Source organism: Streptomyces sp. NPDC052301 (genome assembly GCF_044593395.1).
Taxonomy (GTDB): Bacteria; Actinomycetota; Actinomycetes; order Streptomycetales; family Streptomycetaceae; genus Streptomyces.
The window spans coordinates 94,316-116,988 of record NZ_JBIUBE010000012.1 but is presented as its reverse complement, the minus strand read 5'-3'; the positions used below and the strand labels follow the sequence as shown (position 1 = coordinate 116,988).

The window sequence follows — 22,673 nt, the reverse complement described above, 5'->3', positions numbered from 1 at the left end:
CCCGCGGTGTCAGGCGAAGTGCCGGAAGCGGGCGGCCGTTCCGGGCGCGTACACCAGCCAGTCGGCTGCCGATCCGGTCGGGGCGACGGCCCGCGACAGGGCGTACATGCCCTGGCGAACGCGCCCGTGGACCGGTGACCGCAGGACCACCGGCCCGGTCCGGGCCCGCGCGCCACTGCGGTGCGCACCCCGTGGTTCCCCGGTCCGGTTCCGCCGGCCGCCCCGCGCATCCGGTGCCGGCCCCGCCGGACCGGCGCCGTCGCCGCCACCCCGGCGCGCCACGCCGACACCGTCCGGGTGGGCGGGCAGGTCGTCCGGCTCGCGACCGGGATCGATCTCGCCGGGCCGGGCCTCCATGCCGAGGCGCTGCCGTGGACCAGCCTGTCGGTGACGACGCCCCAGGCGTCCGTGGCGCTCCGGGACGCGGTCCGGTGGCCTACCTGCTGCACCGCTCGGACACTGTCCCTGAAGGCCCGCCCGAGGGCGCCCCGGGAGGCGAGGACAGTCATGGCGAGACCCATCTGGACCGGTGTCCTGACCTTCGGGCTGGTCACGCTGCCCGTGGGGCTGTACACCGCGACCGAGGACCACACCGTGCACTTCCACCAGCTCCAGCGCGGCACCTCGGACCGGATCCGCAACAAGCGGGTGAACGAGCGCACCGGCAAGGAGGTCGATCCCGACCGGATCGTCAAGGGCTACGACATCGGTGACGGCGAGTACGTGGTCGTCGAGCCCGAGGAACTGGAGGAGATCGCGCCGGGGCGGTCCAAGGTGATCGACATGGCCGGGTTCGTCGATCTCCGTCAGATCGAGCCGGTCTACTTCGGGCGCACGTACTACGTCGGCCCGCGCGGCAAGGAGTACATGACGGTGTACGAGCTGATGCGGGCGGCGCTGGAGCGGTCCGATAAGGCGGGGATCGCCACCCTCACCATGCGCGGCAAGGAGTATCTGACCGCGTTGCGCGCCCAGCCGGGCGTGCTGGTCCTGCACACCCTGCACTGGGCGGACGAGGTGCGCGACCCCGCAGACGTGGTGCCCGGACTGCCCGAGCGGCACGTGAAGTCCGGCAGCAAGGAGCTGCGGACCGCGCAGCAGCTGATCGACGCCCTCACCATCGACTGGCGGCCGGGCGACTACCACGACACGTACGAGGAACGGGTCGGGCAGCTCGTCGCCGCGAAGCAGAAGGGCGAGCAGGTCGTCGGCGAGCCGGAGCCGCCGGAGGCGACCAACGTCATCGACCTCATGGAGGCGCTCAGCCGCAGCGTCGAGCAGAGCCGGTCCCGGCGCTCCGGCTCCCGGGGGCGCGCCGAGGGGAAACGCGCCGGCCGCGCCGAGCACGCCGAAGGCGGCACGGAGGGCGCCGAGGACCTCGCGACCCTGTCGAAGGCCGCGCTCTACGAGCGGGCGAGCGCGGCGGACGTGCCGGGCCGGTCGAAGATGACCCGGGACCAGCTCATCAAGGCACTGGCGGGCAAGGCGGCCTGACGGTCACCGGCTCGGGCGGGCGGTGGCCCGCTGGTGCCCCTGACCACGAGATCGGGTTCCAACTCCGGTTTGCAGGGCTCCGGTTGAGGGTCCTCCAGCCACCCGACGGCGAAGCGGTCAGGTGCGAGAGATGGGTGTCGTCGTGGCCGACGGCGGACAGGTCCCGGGGCACCTCGACGAGGCGGTCGGCCGGGCGTCACTCGTACGGGTGCACCCGGACCGGCCGTCCGTGGCATACGGAGGGGTCCGTCGTTCGCCAGCAGTGTGATGTTTGCCATGTGGTGTGATGGACCCGGGGTGAGCGGGCAAGGTACCCCTTCATGCCCCACGCCAATCCTCTGCGGCAGGTGATTCGATGACCACGGCGACGACCCGGGCGCTCCGGACGCCGCCCACCCGTACCGGCACGTCGACCGGCCGGTCCAGCCCCTCCGCCGCCGGTGCCTCGTTGCCGTCCCTCACCGGGCTGCGGTGGATGGCGGCGCTGCTGGTCTTCGGACTGCACGTGAACAACTTCGGCTACTTCGGGGGCACCGGCGGCCACGTCGTCTCCTGGGGATTCGGTGCCGGTGCCACCGGAGTGTCGTTCTTCTTCGTGCTGTCCGGATTCGTGCTGACCTGGTCGGCGCGGCCCCGCGACCGCGCCCTCGCCTTCTGGCGGCGGCGCATCGCCCGTGTCTACCCGGTGCACCTGGTCACCCTGGCCGTCGCCCTCCTCATGACGTACACCCTGGCCCACCAGACCAGGCCGTCCCCCAAGCAGGCACTGGCCAACGTGCTGCTGCTGCACTCCTGGTGGCGCCCCTGGTGGCAGACGCTGAACCCGGTCAGCTGGTCGCTGACCTGCGAGGCGTTCTTCTACGCCGCCTTCCCGCTGCTGATCCTGCTGCTGCGCAGGCTCGGGGCGCGCGGCTCGGTCCTGCTCGGCGCGCTGTCCGTGGCGGCGGTCCTGGTCCTGGCCCGGGCCGACGCCCACCACTGGTGGACGTACCCGCTCTACTCGTTCCCGGCCGCCCGGCTGCCCGAGTTCGTCCTCGGTGCGGTCACCGCGCGGCTGGTGCTGCTCGGCCGGTGGCGCGGGCCCGGTCTCGAGGCGTCCCTCGCCCTGGCGATCATCGGCTACTTCTTCGTCCCCCAGGTCACTCCCGGCTACTCCGCCACGGTGTGCACCCTGATCGGGTTCACGCTGCTCATCCCGGCGGCGGCCGTCGCCGACCTGCAGGGGCTGCCCTCGCTGTGGCGGCATCGGCGACTGGTGCGGCTGGGGGAACTGTCGTTCGCCTTCTACATGATCCACCTGCTGGTGCTGCGCGCCGCGACCAACCTGCTGGGGACGAAGCCTCACTTCGGGGCCCTCGCGGGGCTGGCCGTCACGGCGCTCGCGTTCAGCGTGTCGCTCGGGCTGTCCTGGGTGCTGTACGAGGCGGTGGAAAGTCCGGCGAGACGACTGCTGCTCCGCCGCCGCGGGCGCCCGGCCGCACAGCCGGAACCGGCACCGGCCCGTCAGGAGTCCCCGGCCGCCGCGTCCGACTGAGCCGGCCGGGACGGTGCTCCCGCCGGGAGGTGGCGCGGCGCCGGCGGCCTCACCGGTGGCTTCGGCCTGAGGCGTCCGCCTGCTTCCCGGGCTCGCGCTCCGGCCGGCCGCACGTCACCACATCGTGATCGTGGGCATATCCCGGGCGCAGACAGGAACCCGGTCCCCTCACGCAGTTCGACGAGACGAGAGGGGTCATGCATGTCTCAGGTCGAGGAGTCCGTGCGGGTCGACGTGCCGGTGCACACCGCCTACAACCAGTGGACCCAGTTCGAGACGTTCCCGGCGTTCATGGAGGGCGTGGAACGCATCGAACAGCGGACGGACACCCTCACCCACTGGGTGACGAACATCGGCGGCGTCCGGCGCGAGTTCGACGCGGCGATCACCGAGCAGCGGCCCGACGAGCGGGTCGCCTGGACCACGGTCGACGGTGCGGCACGCCAGGCGGGTGTGGTCACCTTCCACCGCATCGACGAGTCCACCACGAAGGTCATGCTCCAGCTCGACTTCGAGCCGGAGGGGGTGACCGAGACGGTCGGCGACAAGCTCGGCCTGGTCAAGCGGCGTGTCTCCGGTGATCTGCACCGGTTCAAGGAGTTCATCGAGGGACGCGGCGGCCAGGAGACGGGGGCGTGGCGCGGCGAGGTCGGCGGCCCGGGGGGCGGCAGCGCGTTCTGAGCGGTCGCACTCCCGGGTGATCTCGGCAACACCCGGGAGAGTCCGACGCGATCCGGGGTAGGCGGCCCACCGAAGACCGGCCCGGCGGCACAAGCCGCCGGGCCGACACCGCTCGACGCTACGAAGGAGCCGAGTCGACGTGCGCGGGACCAAGACCGGGGTGGGCCGGCCGGCGACGGCCGAGCCGTCCGACGCCCCTCCGCACCGCCGCCCCGGCGCGCACCGCCGGAACCGGGGTGCGCAAGCCACGGAGGCACCGCTCGACGTGCCTGGACTCCCGGAGCCTCCGGAGACGGAGGCACGTCACCGCGTGACCGAGCCCTGGGCGTCCAGGGGATCGGCGGCCCGCGGCAGCGTGTCCCAGTCCGGGCGCCGCCCCGAGCCACCGCCTCGCGCCTCATCGGCAGCAGGCTCCCGGCCGGGGACAGCCGCTTCTCCCACGGCCGTCGCGGCCTCCCGTGCCAGGATCGACGGGGCCGCCGCACGGAAGGCCTCCAGTCCCTCCCGCGGTGCCTCCCTCCTGGCCGGTGGCGTCGCGGCCAGGACGGGCCGTGTCTCCCGCTCCATGCGCGCCTGCAGTCGGACGCGGTGCGACCGGCCCCGGCCGCTGAGCCGCGGCCGCGCCTCGCGCCGGTCCGCGGAGCAGGGCTCGCGTTCCAGGGGGTCAGTGATCTGCCGCCGGTGGCACAGCCGGCTCCCGGGCTGGGGCGCGGTGCCGAGAGGACGGGCGAGCGCCCGCAGGTCGACGGCGTCGTGGTGGGCCAGGACGAGCGGGACCCGCACCTGTGCGGCGCAGGCCGGCCCGGTGGGGGCCCAAACCGGGAGCAGGTCCGGCAGGTCCGCGGCCGTGGCGGCCGTCCGGGCGGTCCGGTCGGACTCGCCGGGCGCTCCCCCGGTACGGAAGGCGGCCACGGTCCCCCTCCCACCGGGATCGGGATGACGTCCGCCGGTGTCCGGGCGGCCCTACACCGGAAGGGAAACGGCCGGTCCCCGGCCTGTGGCGAGCCCCGCCTGACGCCCGGTACGGCCCCTGGGCGGAGTTCCGGCCGCCCGTCGCAGGGAGACCGTTCGGCGCTCACCGGGGTCCACCGGCGGGCAGGATCAGGGTTTGGCCGGGCAGGAAGCCGAGGGCTACGGTTGTCGGACGGCAATGATCGGCTCGGCGCCGGCCCAGCGGCGGCACCTGGCTGTGTGAGAGGAGAGGATGAGAGTGCCGGAGCAGGATGCGGCCGAATCCGCGCCGCGGTTGGTCAGTTCGTTCCTGGAGCAGCGCCGCGAACAGGTCGCCCAGCGCTGGGCGGACGCCCCCTTGTTCCGCTCGGTCTTCACCGTCTCCCGCGACGAAGCGGTCGAGGCGTGCAAGGTCGTGCTGGACGCGCTGTCCGACGTGGCGGTGACGGGACGGCTGGAGGACGTCCGGGCGCCCGGCTTCACCGCGGTCCGGGACCAGCTGGGGCGCATGGCCCAGAACCGGGCCCGCGCCGGATCCACTCCGGCCCAGATCGCCGACGAGGTGGCCGGGCTGCGCGTCCCCGCGGTGGAGCTGCTGCGCGAGGAGTTCACCGACGCCACCACCGCTCAGGCCCAGGACAGTGTGCTGGCGCTGACCCTGCTGATGGGTACGTTGCGCCTGGTGATGATGGAGACGGCGCTGGACGCGAACGCGGAGCTGATCGAGCGGCAGCGGCAGCAGCTGCTCGAAGTGGCCACCCCCGTCATCAAGTTGTGGGAGGGCACGGTCGCCGTACCGCTGATCGGGACGCTGGACAGCGCGCGCAGTCAGGTCGTCATGGAGTCGCTGCTGGAGGCCATCGTCGACCAGCGGGCCCGGTACGCCATCCTGGACATCACCGGTGTGCCGACGGTCGACTCGCTCGTCGCCCAGCACCTGATGAAGACGGTGGCCGCCGCACGGCTGATGGGTGCCGAGTGCATCGTCTCCGGCATCCGCCCGGCCATCGCCCAGACGATCGTTCAGCTGGGCATCGACCTCGGCTCGGTGCTCACCCGTGCCTCGCTGGCCGACGCGCTGGCCTACGCGCTGAGCCGGCAGGGAATCGAGGTCAGCCGTGCGGACGCGGGTGCGAGCGCCCGGTGAACGAGCCCATGCCCGCGCCGCCGTCCCAGGTGCCGGTGCTCGCCCTGGGCGACGTGCTGCTCGTCTCGCTCCAGGGCGAGCTGCACGACGGCATCGCCGAGCAGCTCCAGCACGACATCAGCAGACGCGTCTCCACGGACCGGGTGTCCGGCGTGGTGATCGACATCTCCGGGGTGGACATAGTCGACTCGTTCCTCGGCCGGGTCCTCGCGGAGATCGCCTCCACGGCCCGGCTGCTGGCGGCCCGGACGGTCCTGGCCGGGATGCGGCCCGCGGTGGCGATCACCCTGGTCGAGCTGGGGCTCACCCTGCCCGGCCTGATCACCGCCCTCGACGTGGACCGGGCCATGGAACTGCTGTCCCAGAGGGGGACATGATGCAGGCGTCCGGCCAGGCGTTCGCGGCCGATCTGCCCATCGGCTCGGACGCGGATCTGGCCTGGGTCCGGCAGCAGGTACGGCAGTGCGCCGAGCAGCTCGGCTTCGGCCTGGTGCAGCAGACGAAACTGGTCACGGCGGCCAGCGAGCTGGCCCGCAACACCCTGGTGCACGGCGGCGGCGGGCGGGTGGAGATCGCCGCGCTGGACAACGGCCGCACCCGGGGCCTGTCCATGCGGTTCATCGACAGCGGCCCCGGCATCCGTGATCTGGAGCTGGCCATGACCGACGGCTACACCACCGGCGGCGGTCTCGGACTCGGGCTGAGCGGCGCGAAGCGGCTGGTGCACGAGTTCCGCGTCGACACGGAGCCCGGGCGGGGCACGACGGTCACGGCCGTCGCATGGGTGGCCCCGGTTCCCTCGGCGCGTCCGGGGGCCGGATGAGCCGGGTGTGGGAGGTCCCGGTGCACGACTCCACGCGGGTCCGGGACGCCCGGATGGCGGTCCGCGAGGCGTGCGCCCGCGCGGGCCTGGCCGCGCAGCGCACGGCGGTCGCGGAACTCGTCGCCACCGAGCTGGCCACCAATCTGCTCAAGCACGCGGGCGGGGGCCGCATGGTGGTGAACCTGGTCGTGCAGCCGTCCGGGGCGGGCGAGTCGGTGCAGGTCTTCTCGATCGACCACGGGCCGGGCATCGCCGATGTCACCGCGGCGCTCAGGGACGGCCACACCACCGCCGACGGTTCCCTCGGTGCGGGCCTGGGCAGCTGTCGGCGCAGCGCGAACGCCTTCCACCTGTACAGCGCGCCGGGGCGGGGGACGGTGGCGACGGCCCGGATCGACCCGGCGCCCGCCGGGCGCCGCGTCCCGGCGGCCCCGATGCCGGCGGGCGGGATCACCATGTCGCTGGCGGAGGCCGAGGAGTGCGGTGACGCCTGGGACTGGGTGCGCTCCGGCGGGCTGCTGACACTGCTGCTCGCCGACGGGCTCGGGCACGGTGCCAAGGCCGCGCACGCGTCGACCGCGGCGGTGGCGGAGCTGCGCCGCAGCGCGCACCTGCCGCCCGGGGACCTCCTGCGTCGGCTGCACACCGCGCTGCGGCCCACCAGGGGTGCCGCGGTCAGCGTGGCGCAGGTGGACACGGAGCGGGCGGAACTGAGCTTCGCCGGAGTCGGCAACGTCGGCGCCCGGCTGCGCGACGGGGACACCTGGACGTCACTCGTCACCCATCCGGGGATCGTCGGGGCGTACTTCCCTGCGCACATACCCGTGCGCCGGATGCCGTGGCGCCGGGACAGTCTGCTCGTCATGCACAGTGACGGCCTGCCCAGCCGCTGGGCACCGCCGGAGGATCCCCGGCTGCTCACCCACGACCCGGCGGTGGTGGCCGCGGCGATCCTGCGCGACGCGGGCAGCGCCGCCCGCCCCCTCCGCGACGACACCAGCGTGGCCGTACTGGCCCCCGACCGCCGGACCAGCACCCATGACAGCCACCTCTGACACCTGGACCCTCGCCTGTGCCGCCGACGCGGCCCGTGCCCGTGCCGTGCTGGCCCGGCTCACGGCGGACGCCGGGGTGCCCGCGCTCGACCGCGCCCGCTTCCTGTCCGCGCTCGGCGCCCGGCTGCGCCGCGGCCTGGACACAGGGCAGCTGGAACTGACGCTGACCGCCCGCACCGACGGCGGGCTCCACGTCCTGCTGCGCGGGCCGGAGCCCTGGCAGCACACGCTGCTCTGCCCCACCCCCGTGCCCACGCCCCTGCCCCGGCCCGGCGAGCCGGACGACGCCCGGCTCGCGGAGACCCTGCTGCGCGCGGACGAGGACACCGCCGCCGTGCTGAGCAGCCTGGACGAGACGGAGGAGCTGATCCGCTTCCACCGGGAGGAGCTGCACCAGACCAACCAGGGCGTACTGGCGCTGCACGCCGAGCTGGAGGCCGCCGCGCTGGCCCAGCGGGATCTCCTGGACGCCGAGCGGAACGCACGGGCGGAGGCGGAGAACGCCCGCCGGCTGCTGACGTTCCTGGCCAACGCGAGCGCCGCCCTCAACGCCTCCCTCGACCAGGACGACATCCTGCGCCGGCTGCCCGCGCTGCTGGTCCCGGAGTACGCCCGGCACCTCGACATCTGGCTCGTGCACGACGAGCGGACACCCCCGGGCGACCGGGCGGCGGCCGCGGTGACGGCGGCCCGCACCGGCCGCCCCCAGCACGCGGGCCCGCACCCCGGTGAACTCCCCGGCGTGGACGACCTGCCTGCCTCGGCGCTCTCCCCGGACCGGCCGTTGCTGTGCCTGCCGCTCGGCGCGCGCACGGTGCAGGGCGTGCTGACGCTGTCCGCGCCCGGCGACCGGTTCGACCCGGACACCACCGTGATGCTGCTGGAGCTGGCCCGGCGGGCGGGCATCGCGCTGGACAACGCCCGCCAGTACGAGCAGCACCAGCATGTCGCCGAGGAGCTGCAGCGCGCCCAGCTCACCGAACTGCCCGCCACTCCCGGCCTGGCACTGGCCGCGCGCTATCTGCCGGCCACGCACGGGATGAACATCGGCGGCGACTGGTACGACGCCTTCCCGCAGCCCGACGGAAGTGTGCTCGCGGTCATAGGGGACGTGACGGGACACGGGCTGCGCGCCGCGGTCATCATGGGCCAGTTGCGCACCGCCCTGCGGGCCTACGCCGTGGAGGGCAACGGTCCGGCCCGGATCCTCACCCTGCTCCACCGGATGCTGCGCCACCAGCAGCCGGAGCTGTACGCGACCTGCGCGATCGCCCGCTTCACGCCCGGGGACCCGGAGGTGGTCTGGGCGGCGGCCGGGCATCCGCCGGCCCTCGCGCGCGGTCCCGAGAGCGAGGTGCGGGTGCTGGACGCCAAGCCGGGGATCATGCTGGGGGTCCCGGTGCCCTACGAGTACGAGGAGCACACCGTCGCGCTGCCGGTGGGCTCGACGCTGGCCCTGTACACGGACGGCCTGGTGGAGCGGCGCTCCGCCGGGATCGACGCGGGCATCGACCGGCTCGCCCAGGCGATGGGGGCGCTCGGCGCGCCGGACCTGGAGGACCTGGACACGGCGGCCGACTCGCTGCTGAAGCCGATGCTGCACGACTCCGAACACGACGACGACATCTGCCTGTTGCTGTGCCGTACGACGAACCGCGCGACGACGTCCTGAACAGCCGTGCGCCGACGCCCTGGGAGGGACCGGCGCACGAGCCGGGGTGTCAGTAGTTGGCGCAGCTGCTGGCGCCCGCCGGGTTCAGCAGCCCGATCAGGTCGATGGTGTCACCGCACAGGTTGACGGGGACGAGGATCGGGACCTGGATGACATTGCCGGAGATGACACCCGGGCTGTTGTTGGCGGTACCGGTCGTCGGGTCCGGGTCGGCCGCGAACGCGGACGCCGAGCCTCCCATGGCAAGAACACCTGCGAGAACGGCCGTGGTGGCGAAGCTGCGAAGACGCATGATGTGCCTCACTGGTTGACGAAAGGACTCCACCATCACAACCTCGCCCCGCACCGTCCGCCTCCGGGGGTACGCCGATCGAGGATCCGTCAGGCGCCCGCCGGGAAACGTTCCCAGACCCGGTGCGCGCCCAGCAGCCGGGTGAGCTCCTGCAGCACCGTCGTGGCGCCGTCGCCGGCGATCACCCCGGGTGCGTCCAGCGGGATACCGGCCGCCTCCAGCGCGGTCTCCCCGCCCTTGGCGGCACCGATGGCCTTGCCGTGCCGGTACGCCTCCGCCAGCAGCAGCCCCACCCGGGGGTCGGGGGTGTTCTGCTGGGCGGTGGGCAGGCCGGCCTTGGCGTCCCGGGCACCGTAGGCGTCGGCGCCGACGCCGGGGACACCCGCCACCAGCACCGCGTCGAACTCCACGGACCGCGCGGTCGCATAGGTGCGCTGCACGGTCAGCGCGTCGTCGCCGGAACCGAGGGTGCCGCCGGTGGGGGCCACGACGAGCGGGACCATGCCTGCGTCCAGCACCTCCTGGCGTACGGCCCGGACGCCGTCCAGGTCGCCGTCGGGGCCGGTGACGACGCCGATGATCCGGCCGTCGCCGGGCCAGGTGTGCCCGACCTGCGAGAGGGCGGGGCTGGGGTCGACGTCGGCCAGCGGCACGGTGGGCTCCGGGGCGGGCAGGCCGAGGCCCGCGGCGACCGCCGTGCAGAGCTCCAGGTCGATGTTGGCGAGGACCTGCAACGCCCTCTCCCGGATGGCCTGTTCGTAGCACTTGCCGAGCTCGAAGGTGTACGCGCCGATGATGTGTTCGCGCTCCACCGGGCTCATGCTGAGCCAGAACCGGCGCGGCTGGCTGAAGTGGTCGTCGAAGGACGCCGGCGCCTTACGGACCTTCGTCCCCTCCGGCACCCGCAGGGGCACCTCGACGAACGCGCCCGCGTCGGCACCGGCCGTGAACGGGCAGCCGCCGTCGAGGGAGTTGGGGCGGTAGGGGGCCACTCCCCGGTGCACGGCCGTCTGGTGCATGCCGTCGCGCAGCATGTCGTTGACGGGGGCCTGGGGCCGGTTGACGGGCAGCTGCGCGAAGTTCGGGCCGCCCAGACGGGTGATCTGGGTGTCCAGATAGGAGAACAGGCGCCCGGCGAGCAGCGGGTCGTCGGTGACGTCGATGCCGGGGACGAGGTGGCCGACGTGGAAGGCGACCTGCTCCACCTCGGCGAAGAAGTTCGACGGGTTGCCGTTGAGGGTGAGCAGCCCGATCGGCTGCACGGGGGCGAGTTCCTCGGGGACGATGTTCGTCGGATCCAGCAGGTCGATGCCCTCGAAGGTCTGGTCGGGGGTGTCGGGGAAGGTCTGGATGCCGAACTCCCACTCGGGGTAGGCGCCCGCCTCGATGGCGTCGTAGAGGTCCCGGCGGTGGAAGTCCGGGTCGACGCCGTTGATGATCTGCGCCTCCTCCCACACCAGGGAGTGCACGCCGAGCTTGGGCTTCCAGTGGAACTTCACCAGCGTCGTCTCGCCTGCCGCGTTGACCAGACGGAAGGTGTGGACGCCGAAGCCCTCCATCGTGCGGAACGACCGCGGGATGCCCCGGTCGGACATGTTCCACAGGGTGTGGTGGGTGGCCTCGGTGTGCAGGGTGACGAAGTCCCAGAAGGTGTCGTGCGCGCTCTGGGCCTGCGGGATCTCCCGGTCGGGGTGCGGCTTGCCGGCGTGGATGACGTCCGGGAACTTGATCGCGTCCTGGATGAAGAACACCGGGATGTTGTTGCCGACCAGGTCGAAGACGCCCTCGCTGGTGTAGAACTTCGTCGCGAAGCCACGGGTGTCGCGGACCGTGTCGGAGGAGCCGCGGGAGCCCAGGACGGTGGAGAAGCGGACGAACACCGGTGTCTCGACGTCCTCGGCCAGGAAGGCCGCCTTGGTGACGTTGGCCGCCGTGCCGTAGCTGCGGAAGATTCCGTGCGCGCCGGCGCCGCGGGCGTGCACCACGCGCTCGGGGATGCGCTCGTGATCGAAGTGCATCACCTTCTCCCGCAGGTGGTGGTCCTGCAGGAGCACCGGGCCGCGAGGGCCCGCCTTGAGCGAGTGGTCCGTGTCGTACAGCCGCGCGCCCTGGGCGGTGGTCAGATAGCTGCCGCTCTGCGCCATCCGCGCGTGCTCGGCACCGGTCGGCTGCCCGGTCGGCGAGACGGTGTCGGGAGCGCTCTGGTCGGCCTTGGGGGGAAGCGGCTCATGGGGCTCGGTCGGCTCGGCGACCGACGGCGACTTCGGTCCGGGCTTGCCGGGGATGCCTTCCTCGGGGCCCGTGCTCTCACCCTGCAGGGCGCCCGCCACCTTGTCCGCCGCTCGCTTCAGAGGGTTGCTCTCGCTCATCGGTAACCATTCCTTCGCAGGTCTCGGGGGCGGGCCCGATCCGTGCGAGGGGAACGTCCGACGCGCGGTGGCCACGCCCGGGCATGCAGCCGACAACACGAACAAAACAGTTGAAACAGGTCGACGCGGCCCTCGTACCGAGGTCCCCGGGCCGGGGCGTCCGAAACCGGCGATCGCAGGCGATTTCCGGTCGGGGTGAAGTCGGGCCGTCTCTCATCGAGTTGCCGGGGCGGCAGGCCCGCCGGACGCGCTGGTCCGGACCCGGAGACCGTCGGGCAGGGCCAAGAGCCCCCTGCCGAGGGTGGGTTCGTCAGACAGGGCCGGCTTCTTGACCCGGGCAGGCAAGCCCCCGGCCGCCCGCATGTGTCACCTTAGGCGCTGCCCCCGGCCCGCGCAGTTCGGCAGTCCCTCACGGGCGACCCGTCACCCGCAGGGTCTCCGACGACGGGTCCGCCGCCTCCGGGATCAGGAAGCCGTGGGCCACGCCGCTGCGCGGATGGTCCAGGACCTCCTCGGTGATCACCTAGCCGGGCGCGACGCCGGGCACGCCGGGCGGGCAGGGGCTGACCGTCTCGGCCGCGACGCGTCCCACGGCCCGTTCCGCGGACCCCTGTTCGGCGGGGCCGAGGAAGGCGTAGCGGGGCAGGACGGCCGGGACGGCCTGTTCGAGTTCCGGCGCGCCGGGCTCGGGCAGCCGGAGCGCGGGCTGCGGTGCGGGGGAATCGGCGCGGTCCACGAGGGTGCGTACGGACTCCATGAGCAGCTTCGCGGTCCCGTCGTCGTCCGAGTGGGTGATCTCCCGCCCATCACCCGCACCCCCGGCAGCTCCCGCAGCAGCGCCCGGATGCGTTCCGCGTGGTGCAGGACGGTGTCGCCGGTGTCCAGGAGCCCGTGTCCCCGTTGCACCATCTGCCGCCGCCGGCCGTCCAGGGTCGCGTACACCAGGCCGGCCGGGGCGGAAGGGGAGGTGCGCGCCCCACGCCTCGTCCACGATGACCGGCAGGTCCGTGCCGATGGACGCGCGAGCGTGCGCTACGAGCGGGGGAGGCGCCGGCCCGCACGGCCGTGGACGTGCTGGGGGACGCGGCGCTGCGGGCGCGGGAGGGCCTGCGCCGCGTCGGGGGCTGACGGCGGTACGACGGCTCAGACCGCCTGACCGCACGGTACCTCGGCCTCGGCCTCCTGGACGACGGCATCGGCATCGGCGGCTCTGCTCCGTGCGTGCGCCATGGCGGCGGGCAGGGCTTCCCGGATCACCTCGGGCAGCTGCCGGGAGGCCGGCCATTGCACCAGGCAGCGCGCCACCTCCCGGAGCTTGGTGTTGGTGTGCTGCGACACGTGCTTCAGGACGTCCCAGCCCTGTTCGGGGCGCAGCCCGCCGACGGTGATGAGGACGCCGATGGCCTGGTCGACCAGGGCGTGCGAGGTCAGCGCCCGGCGGAGCTGGGCGACTTCCTCCTGCAGCGCCTGAACCTGGTCCGCCTGCTGGTCACTTCCGATCATGTCACTCACCCTCCGCATCTGCGGGTGCCAGGGACAGCCGCGAGGCGAACGACCTCGCGAGCCGCAGTACAGAAAACGAAAAGCCGCTGGTCAGCGGAGGCATATCGGTCGGCTTCCGGGGCACGTGCGGGGAATGGACAGGCTCACTTTCGACAGCCGCGACCTGGAGGCGACCGAGGAGTTCCTCAGCCACGCGTACGCCAGCATGCACATCGGCAGCAGCACCCCCGCGTCGAGCCGGGCCCGGATCGAGCGCAGCGCCATCTCCTCCTTGAGCGTCGACGAACTCGCCCTGGACTTCGAGATGAGCTACTCGGTGACACCGCTGGGCCGGATCTGTCTGTGCGTCGTCCACGAGGGCACCGTGCGGGACCACCGCTTCCAGGGCGTCGAGGACACCTTCGGCCCGGGTGACGTGGTCCTGTTCGCGCCGCCGGACCTGCCGTACACGGGACGGATCTGCAACTCCCGCTACAACATCACCATGCTGGAACCGGCGCTGCTCGCCCAGGTGGCCGGAGGCCCGGACGACACGCGGCCGGTACGGCTGACCGGCCACCGGCCGCGCTCGGCGGCGACGGCCCGCCACCTGCGCCACACCATCGTCCATCTGCGTGATCATGTGCTGTCCGACGCCGAGATCGCGGACCAGCCGCTGATCGCCGCCACGGCCGCGCAGCAGCTGGCCGCGAGCGTCCTCGCGGCGTTCCCCAGCACGGCGCAGACCGAGCCGACGGCGGCCGACCGCAACGACGCGCACCCCGAGACGCTGCGCCGCGCGCTCGCCTACATCGACGACCACGCCGACCAGCCCGTCATGATCGCCGACATCGCCGCGGCGGCTCGTGTGACGGTACGGGCCCTGCAGTACGCCTTCCGCCGGCACCTGGACACGACCCCGCTCGCCCATCTGCGCCGGGTGCGCCTCGCACACGCCCATCAGGACCTGGTGGCCACCGATCCCGGCGACGGGGGCACGGTCACCGCGATCGCCGCCCGCTGGGGCTTCCACCACCCGGGCCGATTCTCCGCCCTCTACCGGGACTGCTACCGCCGGGCGCCGCACGAGACCCTGAACGGCGGCTGAGGACGGGTGCGCCCCGGGACCGGAGAGGTGACTCGGCCCGGGGCGCGGGGCCCGGCTGCGGGTCACGGAAAGGCCGTCACCTTGGACGGGACGGTGCTGGTGCCCGAGGTGGGTACGCCGGTGCTGTTGACGACGTGGGCGTACTGGCCGTTGCCGCCGAGGGAGATCACGAGCAGGTCGTGCATCGTGATGCCGGGGGCCGTGGGCACCTGGAAGCCGTGCGCCTGGACGATCGACGGATCGGCCGTGTAGTTGCAGTAGCTGCCCAGGCCCCACGCCTCGTGGGTGGTGACGGAGTCGGCGACCTTGTAGGCCGCGTAGCCGACGACGCCGTCGTGGGTGACGGCGGCGGCGTTCGGGGCGTCGTACGCCTTCTCGTTCTGGAAGAAGACCGTCCGGCCGCGCTCGCCGTTCCAGTAGACGTCGTACTTGTTGAAGTGCTCGACGAACAGGCCGGTGGCGAGCACGTCGTCACCGTTGACCCGGAGGCCGTAGTCGGCGCGGTTGGTGTCCCAGCCGACGCCGCTGCCGTGGTCGGCACGCCAGATCCAGGTGTGGTCGATGATCACGTCGTCGCTGTCGACCACGACCGAGTTGGTGGCGAGGCCGGGTCCGGCGCCGCCGATGCGGACGAAGACGTCCTGCATGGTGGTCGGGTCGGCGGAGTGGTCGGCGCCGGACCCGGGGTCGCCGATCCGCAGCAGGGTGTCGGATTCGACCGGGCCCGCGTCGATGAGGAACCCGGCGAGCTTCACGCCGTCGACGTCGGCGACGTGCATCGCGTCGACGCCGTTGTCCGGGACGAGGGTGGCGAGGCCGAGACCGAGGACCACGGTGTCCGCGCGGGTGACGTCGATCGTCCGGTCGAGGTGGTAGATGCCCGGGGTGAAGAGGAGGTTGAGGCCCTGGGCGAGGGCCTGGTCGATGGTGGCGGCCGTGGCACCGGGCTTGACGACGTAGAACTGGTCGAGCGGGAGCGAGGTGCCCGCGTTCGCCGGCCAGGAGACGCCCCGTGCGTTGGTGCGTACGGCCGGCACGAACACCTTGTAGGCGGAGCCGTCCAGGTAGAGGAACGGCTTCTCCCGCGAGACGGGTGTGGTGTCCAGCGTGGTGTACGGGCCGCTGTCGAAGTCGGTCGCCGGGGCGCCCTGCACGCCGGAGAACGTCATGTTCCAGACGCCGTTCGTCCAGCCGCCGACCGAGCTGTCCCGGGTGTACCACTGCTGCTGGGAGTACGGGCCCACCGTGCCGTCGATCTTGGAGTCGGCGATGTAGCCGCCGGAGGCCCAGCCGTAGCCGTTCGGGGCGAGGTTGAGGCCGCCCTGGACGTGGATGCGGCGGAAGGGCGCGGCCTGGGCGACGGCCCAGCGGTCGGTGCCGTTCGACGGCTTGACGGCGAGGTTCTCCGCCGAACGCCAGAAGTTCTGCGTGGCGTTGCCGTTGAACCAGCCCGCGTCGACCGTGACGTCCCCGTTGATCCGGGTGTCGTCGGGGTTGAGCCCGAGCCCGGAGACGGAGGTGTAGAAGCCGATCTGGGCGTTGATGCCGTTGTAGGTGCCGGGCTTGAGCAGGAACTGGTAGCGGCCGGTGCCGAACTGGCTGGACTCCTGCTGCTCGAAGACGTCGTCGAACTTCTGCTGGAGGTTCGGGGTGGAGGGGTCGACGACGATGACGTTCGGGCCGAGGTCGCCGCCGCCCTGGACCGGCGGGGCGCCGGTGGAACCGGTGTGCACGGCGGCCTCCCACAGGGAGTAGCCGTAGCCGGTGCCGCGTGCGGTGCCGTGGATCCGGACGTACCGGCCGGAGCCGCTGACGTCGTACGAGGCCGTGCCCCCGGTCGCGCCGGTGACGCTCTTGAGGGTGCTCCAGTTCCGTCCGTCGGTGGAGGCCTGGATCTGGAAGTCCTTGCCGTAGGCGGTCTCCCAGGTCAGGTCGACCTTGCACAGGTCCTGGACCGAGCCGAGGTCGACCTGGACCCACTGGGGGTCGGCGGCCTGGCTGGACCAGCGGGTCGCGGTGTCGCCGTCGAAGGCGGCGGAGGCGGGGGTGCCGGCGTTCTCGGTGGAGGAGGCGGTGGCGGGCCGGCCCTGGGCGGCGTCGGCGGTGCCGCAGTCGGGCTGGGCGGTGCCGGCGGTGCCGAACACCTGGAACTCGTAGAGGGAGTAGCCCCAGGGGGTGGCGCGGTGCACGCCGAGCATCCGGACGTAGCGGCCCCGTCCGGAGACGTCGAGGGTGTCGGTGCCTCCGTCCCCGCCGGTGACGGACTTCAGGTCGGTCCAGGTGGTCCCGTCCTTCGACGTCTGGACCTTGTAGTCCTTGCCGTAGGCGGTCTCCCAGTTCAGGACGACCCGGGTGACGGAGGCGGTGGCCCCGAGGTCCACCTGGAGCCACTGGTCGTCGGTGGCGGCCGAGGACCAGCGGGTCCCGGTGTCCCCGTCGACGGCGTAGCCGGCGGTGGTGCCGTAGTTCTCCTCGGAGGACGCGGTGGCCGTCCTCCCCTGGGACAGGGGGGTTTCGGCCGCGGCGGCCCGGGCGGGTGTGAGGGGCAGGGCGATCAACGCTGCCATGGCGGTCAGCGCGACACCCACGGATCTCGGTCTCATGCGGCGGCTCCCGTTGGCTGTGGAATCGGGTCAGGGACCAAGTCGCTCGTCCCACGACTTAGTTCATGCTTTGATTTAAGTGGTGAGTCATCAAGCCCACAAGCCTTCGGAAGCCGAATCCTTCAGCGCGCGTACGGGTGGCGTGTCAACTTGCGCAGCCCGTCTGGTGCTTCACCATGGCGAGGAGGGCCGCATGCGTCTGCGGGTCAGCCGCCGCGATCAGCCCGCCAGGTCCGGTGTGCACGGGTCCGCCGTCCAGACCGGTCACCGTGCAGCCCGCCGCGCGGCACAGGGCGATCCCCGCCGCGAAGTGCACGCTGTCGCGAAGGTGCCCGTCGGTGACGTAGGCGGCCCGGCGCCCGGCCGCGACCCAGGCGACGGCGAGAGTGCTGGAGATCACCCGGGGCCGGAACCGCTCGGCGAAGCGGGGGTCGGCCAGCAGGCGGACCGCCCGGAACCGGGGGGCGCCCGGGAACGGCGGGTCGAGGTTGACGTCCACCAGCGTGGAGGCGGCCGTGGGTGTCAGCGGCTCGTCGGCGCCGTCCCGCCCGCGGACCCGGGCCCGCTCGCCGTCGGTCCAGAACACCTCGCCGCTGAACGGGTCGGCCGTCGCGGCGGCGGTGACCTCGCCGCCCGCCCGCAGGGCGACGTTCACGCCGACGAGCATGGATCCCACGGCGTAGTTGAGGGTGCCGCACAGCGGATCGACCAGCCAGCGGCGGTGGGCGCCTTCGGCACCGCTGCTCCCGCCCTCCTCACCCGTCACGGCGTCGTCGGGGCGGGCCGCGCGCAGCACGTCCATGATGGCCTGCTCGGCGGCGAGGTCCGCGGCGGTCGCGAAGTCTCCCGCGGACTTCTCGTAGCGCGCGAGCCGCCCGCCGTACAGGTCATGGACCACGGCCGCGCCCGCCTGGGCGGCCGTCCGGGCGAGGTGGGCGTCGGAGTCTTCGTTGATGATCGACATGGGCGCAGGATAGATCGAACTCGTCCGTGGATCGGGGGGGTTCGGGCACGCAGGCCCCGGGCCCGGGCGGGCGGAGGTGCCGCTCGCCCGGGCCCGGGAGCGGCCGGCTACGGCCCGGCCGGTGTGAAGGACAGGGTCTGTTCCGCCGCGGTGCGCCCGCCGCCGACGGAACTGCGGCCGGTGTCCGTCCAGGTGCGCACCGGGGTGGTCTCGGCGAGCCGGCCGGTGGTTGCGGAGAGGCCGAGGACGAGGCCGCTGTAGCGGTTGACCAGGCGGTAGGTGCCGTCACCGGCCGCGCTCGGGATCACGAACCACTGCTGTCCCACGGTCGGCCCGCCGGCGCGTGCGTCGGTGACGGTGGGCCGGGCACCCCAGGAGCGCCCGGAGTTGCCGGTCGCGCTCACGCCGAGCAGGCCGCCGCCGGCGGCGTTGGTGAGGGTGAAGGCGCCGTCACCGGTCGGGGTGAAGATCCAGGCGTCGCGGCCGGAGCCGGTGGGCCTGGCCACCGAGGTGGTGGCGGAACCGCCGGCCTGGGCGAGGATGCGGCCCCCGCCGGCGATGCGGTAGCGGCGGCCGGTGTCCATGGGCGGGGCCGCGGGCTTCCCGGTGTCGACGGTGATGTCGACGTACTCGCCGGAGGCGTCGTGCGAGCAGCCGAAGGCGCAGTACGAGCGGAAGGACTTGCCGACGATCGCGGAGCCGGTGCGGTTGGCGCGGTCCAGGAACCAGCGGTACCAGGAGGCGTTGGTGTAGTCGCCGGTGTCACCGACGAGGTGCCACTTCTGGGTCGTCAGGTCGTCGGTGGCGTAGAGGTACTGCGGGGAGTTCCCGCTCTGGTCGACGGCCTGCGGTGTGCCGATGTACAGGCCGAGGTAGGCGTCGTAGGTGATGTTCATGACGAACAGCGGCGAGGTCGGGGGCATGGTGCCGGCCGCGATCTGCTGGGCGGAGGTGCCGGTGTAGGCCGGGTCGTACTCGGCGGAGGCGGGGGTGTAGCCGGTCGGGTGGCTGGAGTCCACGGGGACGATGTCGCTCTCCCTGCCGCCGGTGCCTGGCTCGGACCAGGCGCCGTCGTACCACTTCTGCCAGGAGCCGGGGGCCATCTTGGCGGAGATCGGGGCGCGGGCCACGTGCTCGTAGAAGGCCTTCCAGCCGCCCTTCTTGTCGATGATCCGGGACCCGTAATAGACGTAGAAGTAGCCCGAGGCGGGGTCGACGAAGAGACGCTGGTCGCCGTCGCCGTAGGAGTACGTCTCGTGGGGGAAGGCGGTCGTGTCGCCGCGTCTGGTGCTGTACGGCGAGGTGATCACATGGTCCTCGACGGTCCAGGTGCGGCCACGGTCGGTGGAGACGGCGTAGTCGATGGCGTCGTAGTGCAGTCCGTCGCCGAAGGGCTGCGGGGTGAACTCGTTGTGCACGAGCCCGTACCAGTCACCGGTGTCCGGATCGACCCACACTCCGCTCAGGTCGCAGTAGTTCTTCTGGGCGTAGCCCGAGCCGCTCGGTGGGTACGTCGCCTCCCGGCCGGTGGGGCTGTTGTTGCACCGCCAGGTGGTGTCGTCGTTGCGGTCGGCGGAGTTGGCCGGGTCGACCGCCTTGCTGAGGGCGGTGTCGAAGCCGGCGGTGTCGAAGTCCTTGCCGGTGTAGAAGTCCCAGGTGCGCGGGTCCTCGGCACCGTAGAGCGCGGCGGACTGCTGGTAGTGGAAGGTGCCGTCGCGGTCGAGGTAGGGGGTGGCGGGGGTGTCCGTGGGGTGGGTGAACGGCACCGGGGTCCCTACGGTCACGCTGTAGGTGGCGTCGGCGGGTGTCGCGGCCGGGGCCGGGGACACGGTGCCGGCGCCCAGGACCAGGGCGGCGGCCGCGGCCACGGCGCCTCCTGCTCTGTTCAAGAGTCGCACGGGTGCTCCTTGTTGCCGATGGGCCGGTTGCACGGAACGATCCGGCTCCGGCGGCCGGCCCGGCAATGGACTCCAGTGCTCCGCCTCTTGCACTTTCGCGTGTGCGCGCCGGTCAGCCGTCCCCGGCCGGGGCCGCGGGCAGCGGCTCGTCCCAGGCGAGTTGGCGGACCAGCTCGTCCGGCGCCACGGGAGGGGCCATGGCGGCCGCGGGACGGGCGGGGGTGCGCGAGCCTCGGGAGATGCCGCCGCTGACGACGATGTTGTGCTCGGCCCGGGGCCGGCGGTGCCGCTCGTAGGCGGCGAACGCGCTGTGCCGGTCGGGCAGGTCGCGCAGCGCCTTGGCGAGGACGACGGCGTCCTCCAGCGCCATCGAGGCCCCCTGGCCGGTCGCGGGGGAGGCCGCGTGGGCCGCGTCGCCGATGAGCAGGATGCGTCCCGTGTGCCAGACCGTGCCGAGCGGCAGTTCGGTGGCGTCGGTGACCATGATCGCGTCGCCGGTGGCCTCGACGAGACCGGCGGCGGGCGTGTGGTCCGGGCGCAGCAGCGGCAGGAGTTGCTCGCGCCAGGAGCCGGACGGCCGGCCGACGGGCGTGCCGGCGGGCAGCGGCTCCCCGCCGACCCGGGCGAACCAGTACGACTCCCCCGCCGGTGACACGGCGTACCCGAAGGCGGCGCCGCTGCCCCGGACCATCGTGATGACGCCGGTGCCCTCGGTGGTCGGTGCGGTGCCGGTGTAGCCGTAGAACACCCGCTGACCCGCGTAGACGGGCTGCACCGAGGGGGCGATCAGCCGGCGCACGGTGGAGTTCAGCCCGTCGGCGCCGACGAGCAGGTCACCCGTGGCGGTGGTGCCGTCGAGGAAGCGGGCGGTGACGCCGTCCGGGCCGTCCGTCACGGACTCCAGCCGGGCGCCGTGGCACAGCCGGATGCCGCGTCGGGCGGCCTCGTCCCGCAGGGCCGCGTTCAGTTCGCCGCGGCGCAGGCAGCGGTAGCGCAGGGCGGGGTCGGCGGCCTCGCCGAGGGGTGCGTTCGTCAGTTCCGTGCCCGCACCGTCGAGCAGGCGCAGCGAAGTCAGCGGAAAACCGACGGCCGTGACGGCGTCCGTGGCGTCGAGCTGGGCCAGGGCGCGCATGCCGTTGCTCGCCAGGGTGAGGAACGCGCCGATGTCCTCGGCCGCGTCGGGACGGGCCTCGTACACGGCGACGTCGCATCCCGCCTTGTGCAGCCCGAGCGCGGCCGCGGTCCCCGCGATACCGCCGCCGATCACCACTACCCTCGCCGTGTCCGTCCGTCTCACGTACCGCTCCTCGCGCCGTCGGTGGTCCGCGGACATCCAAGGGCAGGCGGGGGCCCGATGGGGAGCGGGGGGCCGAGTTCCGGACAACGCCGGTGCGGTCGGGCGGCCCGGAGCAGACACCGCCGGCCTCTGCGCGTCCCGCTCCTGGCGTGCCTCGGGCTGCCGCGCGAGCGCCCCCCGACCGGCGCACTGTGCACAGGAACGCTTCCGCACGAAGGGTTTTCGCCGGTGGAGTGGGTACTTACCGGCCATGCGGGTGAGCGTGGTGGATGCGGGATCGAACACGGTCCGATTGGTGATCGCGGATGTGGAGGGCGGTGTTCCGCTGCCGGTCCACACCGTCAAGTGGAAGCTCCGCCTGTCCGAACACGTGGGGCCGGACGGCACCATCGCCGACGAGGCGGTGGAGCGGCTGGTCAAGGCGGTCGCCGCGGCGGGGGCCACGGCGCTCAGGTGGCACGCGGCGGGCCCGCTGGCCTTCGCGACCGCGGTGGTGCGCAGCGCCCCGAACCGGCAGGAGGTGCTGCGGCGGGTGGCGTCGGGCACCGGCATCCGCATGTGCACGCTGCCCGGTGAGACCGAGGCCGAGCTGACCTTCCTTGCGGCCCGCCGCTGGCTGGGCTGGAGCGCGGGACCCCTCGCGCTGCTCGACATCGGCGGCGGCTCGCTGGAGGTGGCCTTCGGCCGGGGCCGGCTGCCCGACTTCGCCGCCTCCCTGCCGCTCGGCGCCAACCGGCTGACCCAGGAACACCTGGGCGTCCAGGACCCGCCGGGACCGGACGAGCTGAAGGCGCTGCGCCGCCGGATCAGACACGAACTGCGGGACGTGGCCGCGCGGATCCGCTGGGAGGGGCCACGCACTGCCGCCGTCAGCTCCCGGACGTTCCAGCAGCTGGCCCGGCTGTGCGGGGCCACGCCCGGGCGGTACGGGCCGTTCGCGCCACGGGAGATGGACCGCCGGGACCTGCGCAAGGCGGCCCGCGCCCTCGCCGCCCTGCCCGCCGCAGAGCGCTCCCAGCTGCCCGGCATCTCCGCGCCGCGCGCCGCCCAGAGCCTGGCCGGGGCCGTCGTCGGGCACACCGCGCTGAAACTCATGGGACTGCGCCGGGCGGTGGTCTGCCCGTGGGCGATCCGCGAGGGAGTCCTGCTCCGCTACGTGGAGGACGGCGCCGACTGGTGGACGGACACCGCCGGGACTTCCGACGGCGCCGCACCGCCTCCCGCGACGCCCCTGCGGATAGCGAGCTCGACCGCGTGAACATCCGTGCCCGGAAAGGTGGTTCGAGTTTCTCCGAAGACCGCG

General features: G+C 73.1%; 20 protein-coding genes. 10 read left to right on the top strand and 10 right to left on the bottom strand.

The genetic code is table 11. The annotated features are described in order from the left end of the window. Window positions 1–9: 9 nt before the first annotated feature. On the bottom strand, window positions 10–357 hold the full coding sequence (locus ACIHEJ_RS29615) for a hypothetical protein (RefSeq protein WP_400140139.1): 348 nt from the start codon (window positions 355–357) through the stop codon (window positions 10–12). A gap of 150 nt (window positions 358–507) precedes the next feature. Here ACIHEJ_RS29615 and ACIHEJ_RS29610 point away from each other — a divergent pair, with 150 nt between their 5' ends. The 3 genes from ACIHEJ_RS29610 (at window position 508) to ACIHEJ_RS29600 (ending at window position 3,709) form a co-directional block, all read left to right on the top strand. Further along, on the top strand, window positions 508–1,494 hold the full coding sequence (locus ACIHEJ_RS29610) for a Ku protein (RefSeq protein WP_400140137.1): 987 nt from the start codon (window positions 508–510) through the stop codon (window positions 1,492–1,494). 355 nt (window positions 1,495–1,849) lie between these two features. Then, window positions 1,850–3,028, top strand: coding sequence for an acyltransferase family protein (locus tag ACIHEJ_RS29605; protein ID WP_400140135.1), 1,179 nt, complete (start codon window positions 1,850–1,852; stop codon window positions 3,026–3,028). Between the two features lie 201 nt (window positions 3,029–3,229). After that, window positions 3,230–3,709, top strand: coding sequence for an SRPBCC family protein (locus ACIHEJ_RS29600; protein ID WP_400140133.1), 480 nt, complete (start codon window positions 3,230–3,232; stop codon window positions 3,707–3,709). A 303-nt stretch (window positions 3,710–4,012) separates the two neighbouring features. Here the strand turns inward: ACIHEJ_RS29600 and ACIHEJ_RS29595 are convergent, their stop codons facing one another. After that, window positions 4,013–4,621: a MarR family transcriptional regulator gene (locus ACIHEJ_RS29595; RefSeq protein ID WP_400140131.1), complete on the bottom strand. Its 609-nt coding sequence runs from the start codon at window positions 4,619–4,621 to the stop codon at window positions 4,013–4,015. A gap of 292 nt (window positions 4,622–4,913) precedes the next feature. Here ACIHEJ_RS29595 and ACIHEJ_RS29590 point away from each other — a divergent pair, with 292 nt between their 5' ends. From ACIHEJ_RS29590 to ACIHEJ_RS29570, 5 genes are read left to right on the top strand one after another with little or no spacing between them, the layout of a single operon-like run. Beyond that, the gene (locus ACIHEJ_RS29590) at window positions 4,914–5,807 is read left to right on the top strand and encodes an STAS domain-containing protein (protein ID WP_400140129.1); all 894 of its coding nucleotides are present in this window, start codon (window positions 4,914–4,916) and stop codon (window positions 5,805–5,807) included. Between the two features lie 8 nt (window positions 5,808–5,815). Then, entirely contained in the window at window positions 5,816–6,184 is a 369-nt protein-coding gene (locus ACIHEJ_RS29585; RefSeq protein ID WP_400140264.1) for an STAS domain-containing protein, read from the top strand. After that, window positions 6,184–6,630 (top strand): ATP-binding protein, encoded by a 447-nt coding sequence (locus ACIHEJ_RS29580; RefSeq protein WP_400140263.1) that lies wholly within the window; start codon window positions 6,184–6,186, stop codon window positions 6,628–6,630. Before ACIHEJ_RS29585 ends, ACIHEJ_RS29580 begins: the two co-directional genes overlap by 1 nt. Next, entirely contained in the window at window positions 6,627–7,685 is a 1,059-nt protein-coding gene (locus ACIHEJ_RS29575) for a SpoIIE family protein phosphatase (RefSeq protein WP_400140262.1), read from the top strand. The genes ACIHEJ_RS29580 and ACIHEJ_RS29575 overlap by 4 nt, the downstream gene beginning before the upstream one ends. Then, entirely contained in the window at window positions 7,669–9,357 is a 1,689-nt protein-coding gene (locus tag ACIHEJ_RS29570) for a PP2C family protein-serine/threonine phosphatase (RefSeq protein WP_400140127.1), read from the top strand. The genes ACIHEJ_RS29575 and ACIHEJ_RS29570 overlap by 17 nt, the downstream gene beginning before the upstream one ends. Before the next feature lie 49 nt (window positions 9,358–9,406). Here the strand turns inward: ACIHEJ_RS29570 and ACIHEJ_RS29565 are convergent, their stop codons facing one another. From ACIHEJ_RS29565 to ACIHEJ_RS29550, 4 genes are all read right to left on the bottom strand, one after another. Continuing rightward, the gene (locus ACIHEJ_RS29565) at window positions 9,407–9,649 is read right to left on the bottom strand and encodes a chaplin (RefSeq protein WP_400140125.1); all 243 of its coding nucleotides are present in this window, start codon (window positions 9,647–9,649) and stop codon (window positions 9,407–9,409) included. An 89-nt stretch (window positions 9,650–9,738) separates the two neighbouring features. Further along, entirely contained in the window at window positions 9,739–12,018 is a 2,280-nt protein-coding gene (locus ACIHEJ_RS29560; RefSeq protein WP_400140123.1) for a catalase, read from the bottom strand. Between the two features lie 523 nt (window positions 12,019–12,541). Then, the gene (locus ACIHEJ_RS29555; protein ID WP_400140121.1) at window positions 12,542–12,775 is read right to left on the bottom strand and encodes a hypothetical protein; all 234 of its coding nucleotides are present in this window, start codon (window positions 12,773–12,775) and stop codon (window positions 12,542–12,544) included. Window positions 12,776–13,161: 386 nt separating this feature from the next. Further along, window positions 13,162–13,521 (bottom strand): ANTAR domain-containing protein, encoded by a 360-nt coding sequence (locus ACIHEJ_RS29550; protein WP_400140119.1) that lies wholly within the window; start codon window positions 13,519–13,521, stop codon window positions 13,162–13,164. 133 nt (window positions 13,522–13,654) lie between these two features. Between ACIHEJ_RS29550 and ACIHEJ_RS29545 the strand changes: the two genes are divergently transcribed. Continuing rightward, window positions 13,655–14,608 carry a helix-turn-helix domain-containing protein gene (locus ACIHEJ_RS29545; RefSeq protein ID WP_400140117.1) on the top strand — a complete coding sequence of 318 codons (954 nt, stop codon included), beginning with the start codon at window positions 13,655–13,657 and terminating at the stop codon, window positions 14,606–14,608. Window positions 14,609–14,670: 62 nt separating this feature from the next. Here ACIHEJ_RS29545 and ACIHEJ_RS29540 read toward each other — a convergent pair whose 3' ends face one another. The 4 genes from ACIHEJ_RS29540 to ACIHEJ_RS29525 form a co-directional block, all read right to left on the bottom strand. Beyond that, window positions 14,671–17,211 carry a discoidin domain-containing protein gene (locus ACIHEJ_RS29540; protein WP_400140115.1) on the bottom strand — a complete coding sequence of 847 codons (2,541 nt, stop codon included), beginning with the start codon at window positions 17,209–17,211 and terminating at the stop codon, window positions 14,671–14,673. A 145-nt stretch (window positions 17,212–17,356) separates the two neighbouring features. Beyond that, window positions 17,357–18,175, bottom strand: coding sequence for an inositol monophosphatase family protein (locus tag ACIHEJ_RS29535; protein WP_400140113.1), 819 nt, complete (start codon window positions 18,173–18,175; stop codon window positions 17,357–17,359). Window positions 18,176–18,282: 107 nt separating this feature from the next. Continuing rightward, window positions 18,283–20,073 carry an RICIN domain-containing protein gene (locus ACIHEJ_RS29530; protein WP_400140111.1) on the bottom strand — a complete coding sequence of 597 codons (1,791 nt, stop codon included), beginning with the start codon at window positions 20,071–20,073 and terminating at the stop codon, window positions 18,283–18,285. Window positions 20,074–20,185: 112 nt separating this feature from the next. Further along, window positions 20,186–21,370, bottom strand: a complete 1,185-nt coding sequence (locus ACIHEJ_RS29525; protein ID WP_400140109.1) for an FAD-dependent oxidoreductase — start codon at window positions 21,368–21,370, stop codon at window positions 20,186–20,188. Window positions 21,371–21,620: 250 nt separating this feature from the next. Here ACIHEJ_RS29525 and ACIHEJ_RS29520 point away from each other — a divergent pair, with 250 nt between their 5' ends. After that, window positions 21,621–22,628 (top strand): Ppx/GppA family phosphatase, encoded by a 1,008-nt coding sequence (locus ACIHEJ_RS29520; protein ID WP_400140107.1) that lies wholly within the window; start codon window positions 21,621–21,623, stop codon window positions 22,626–22,628. Window positions 22,629–22,673: the final 45 nt, after the last annotated feature.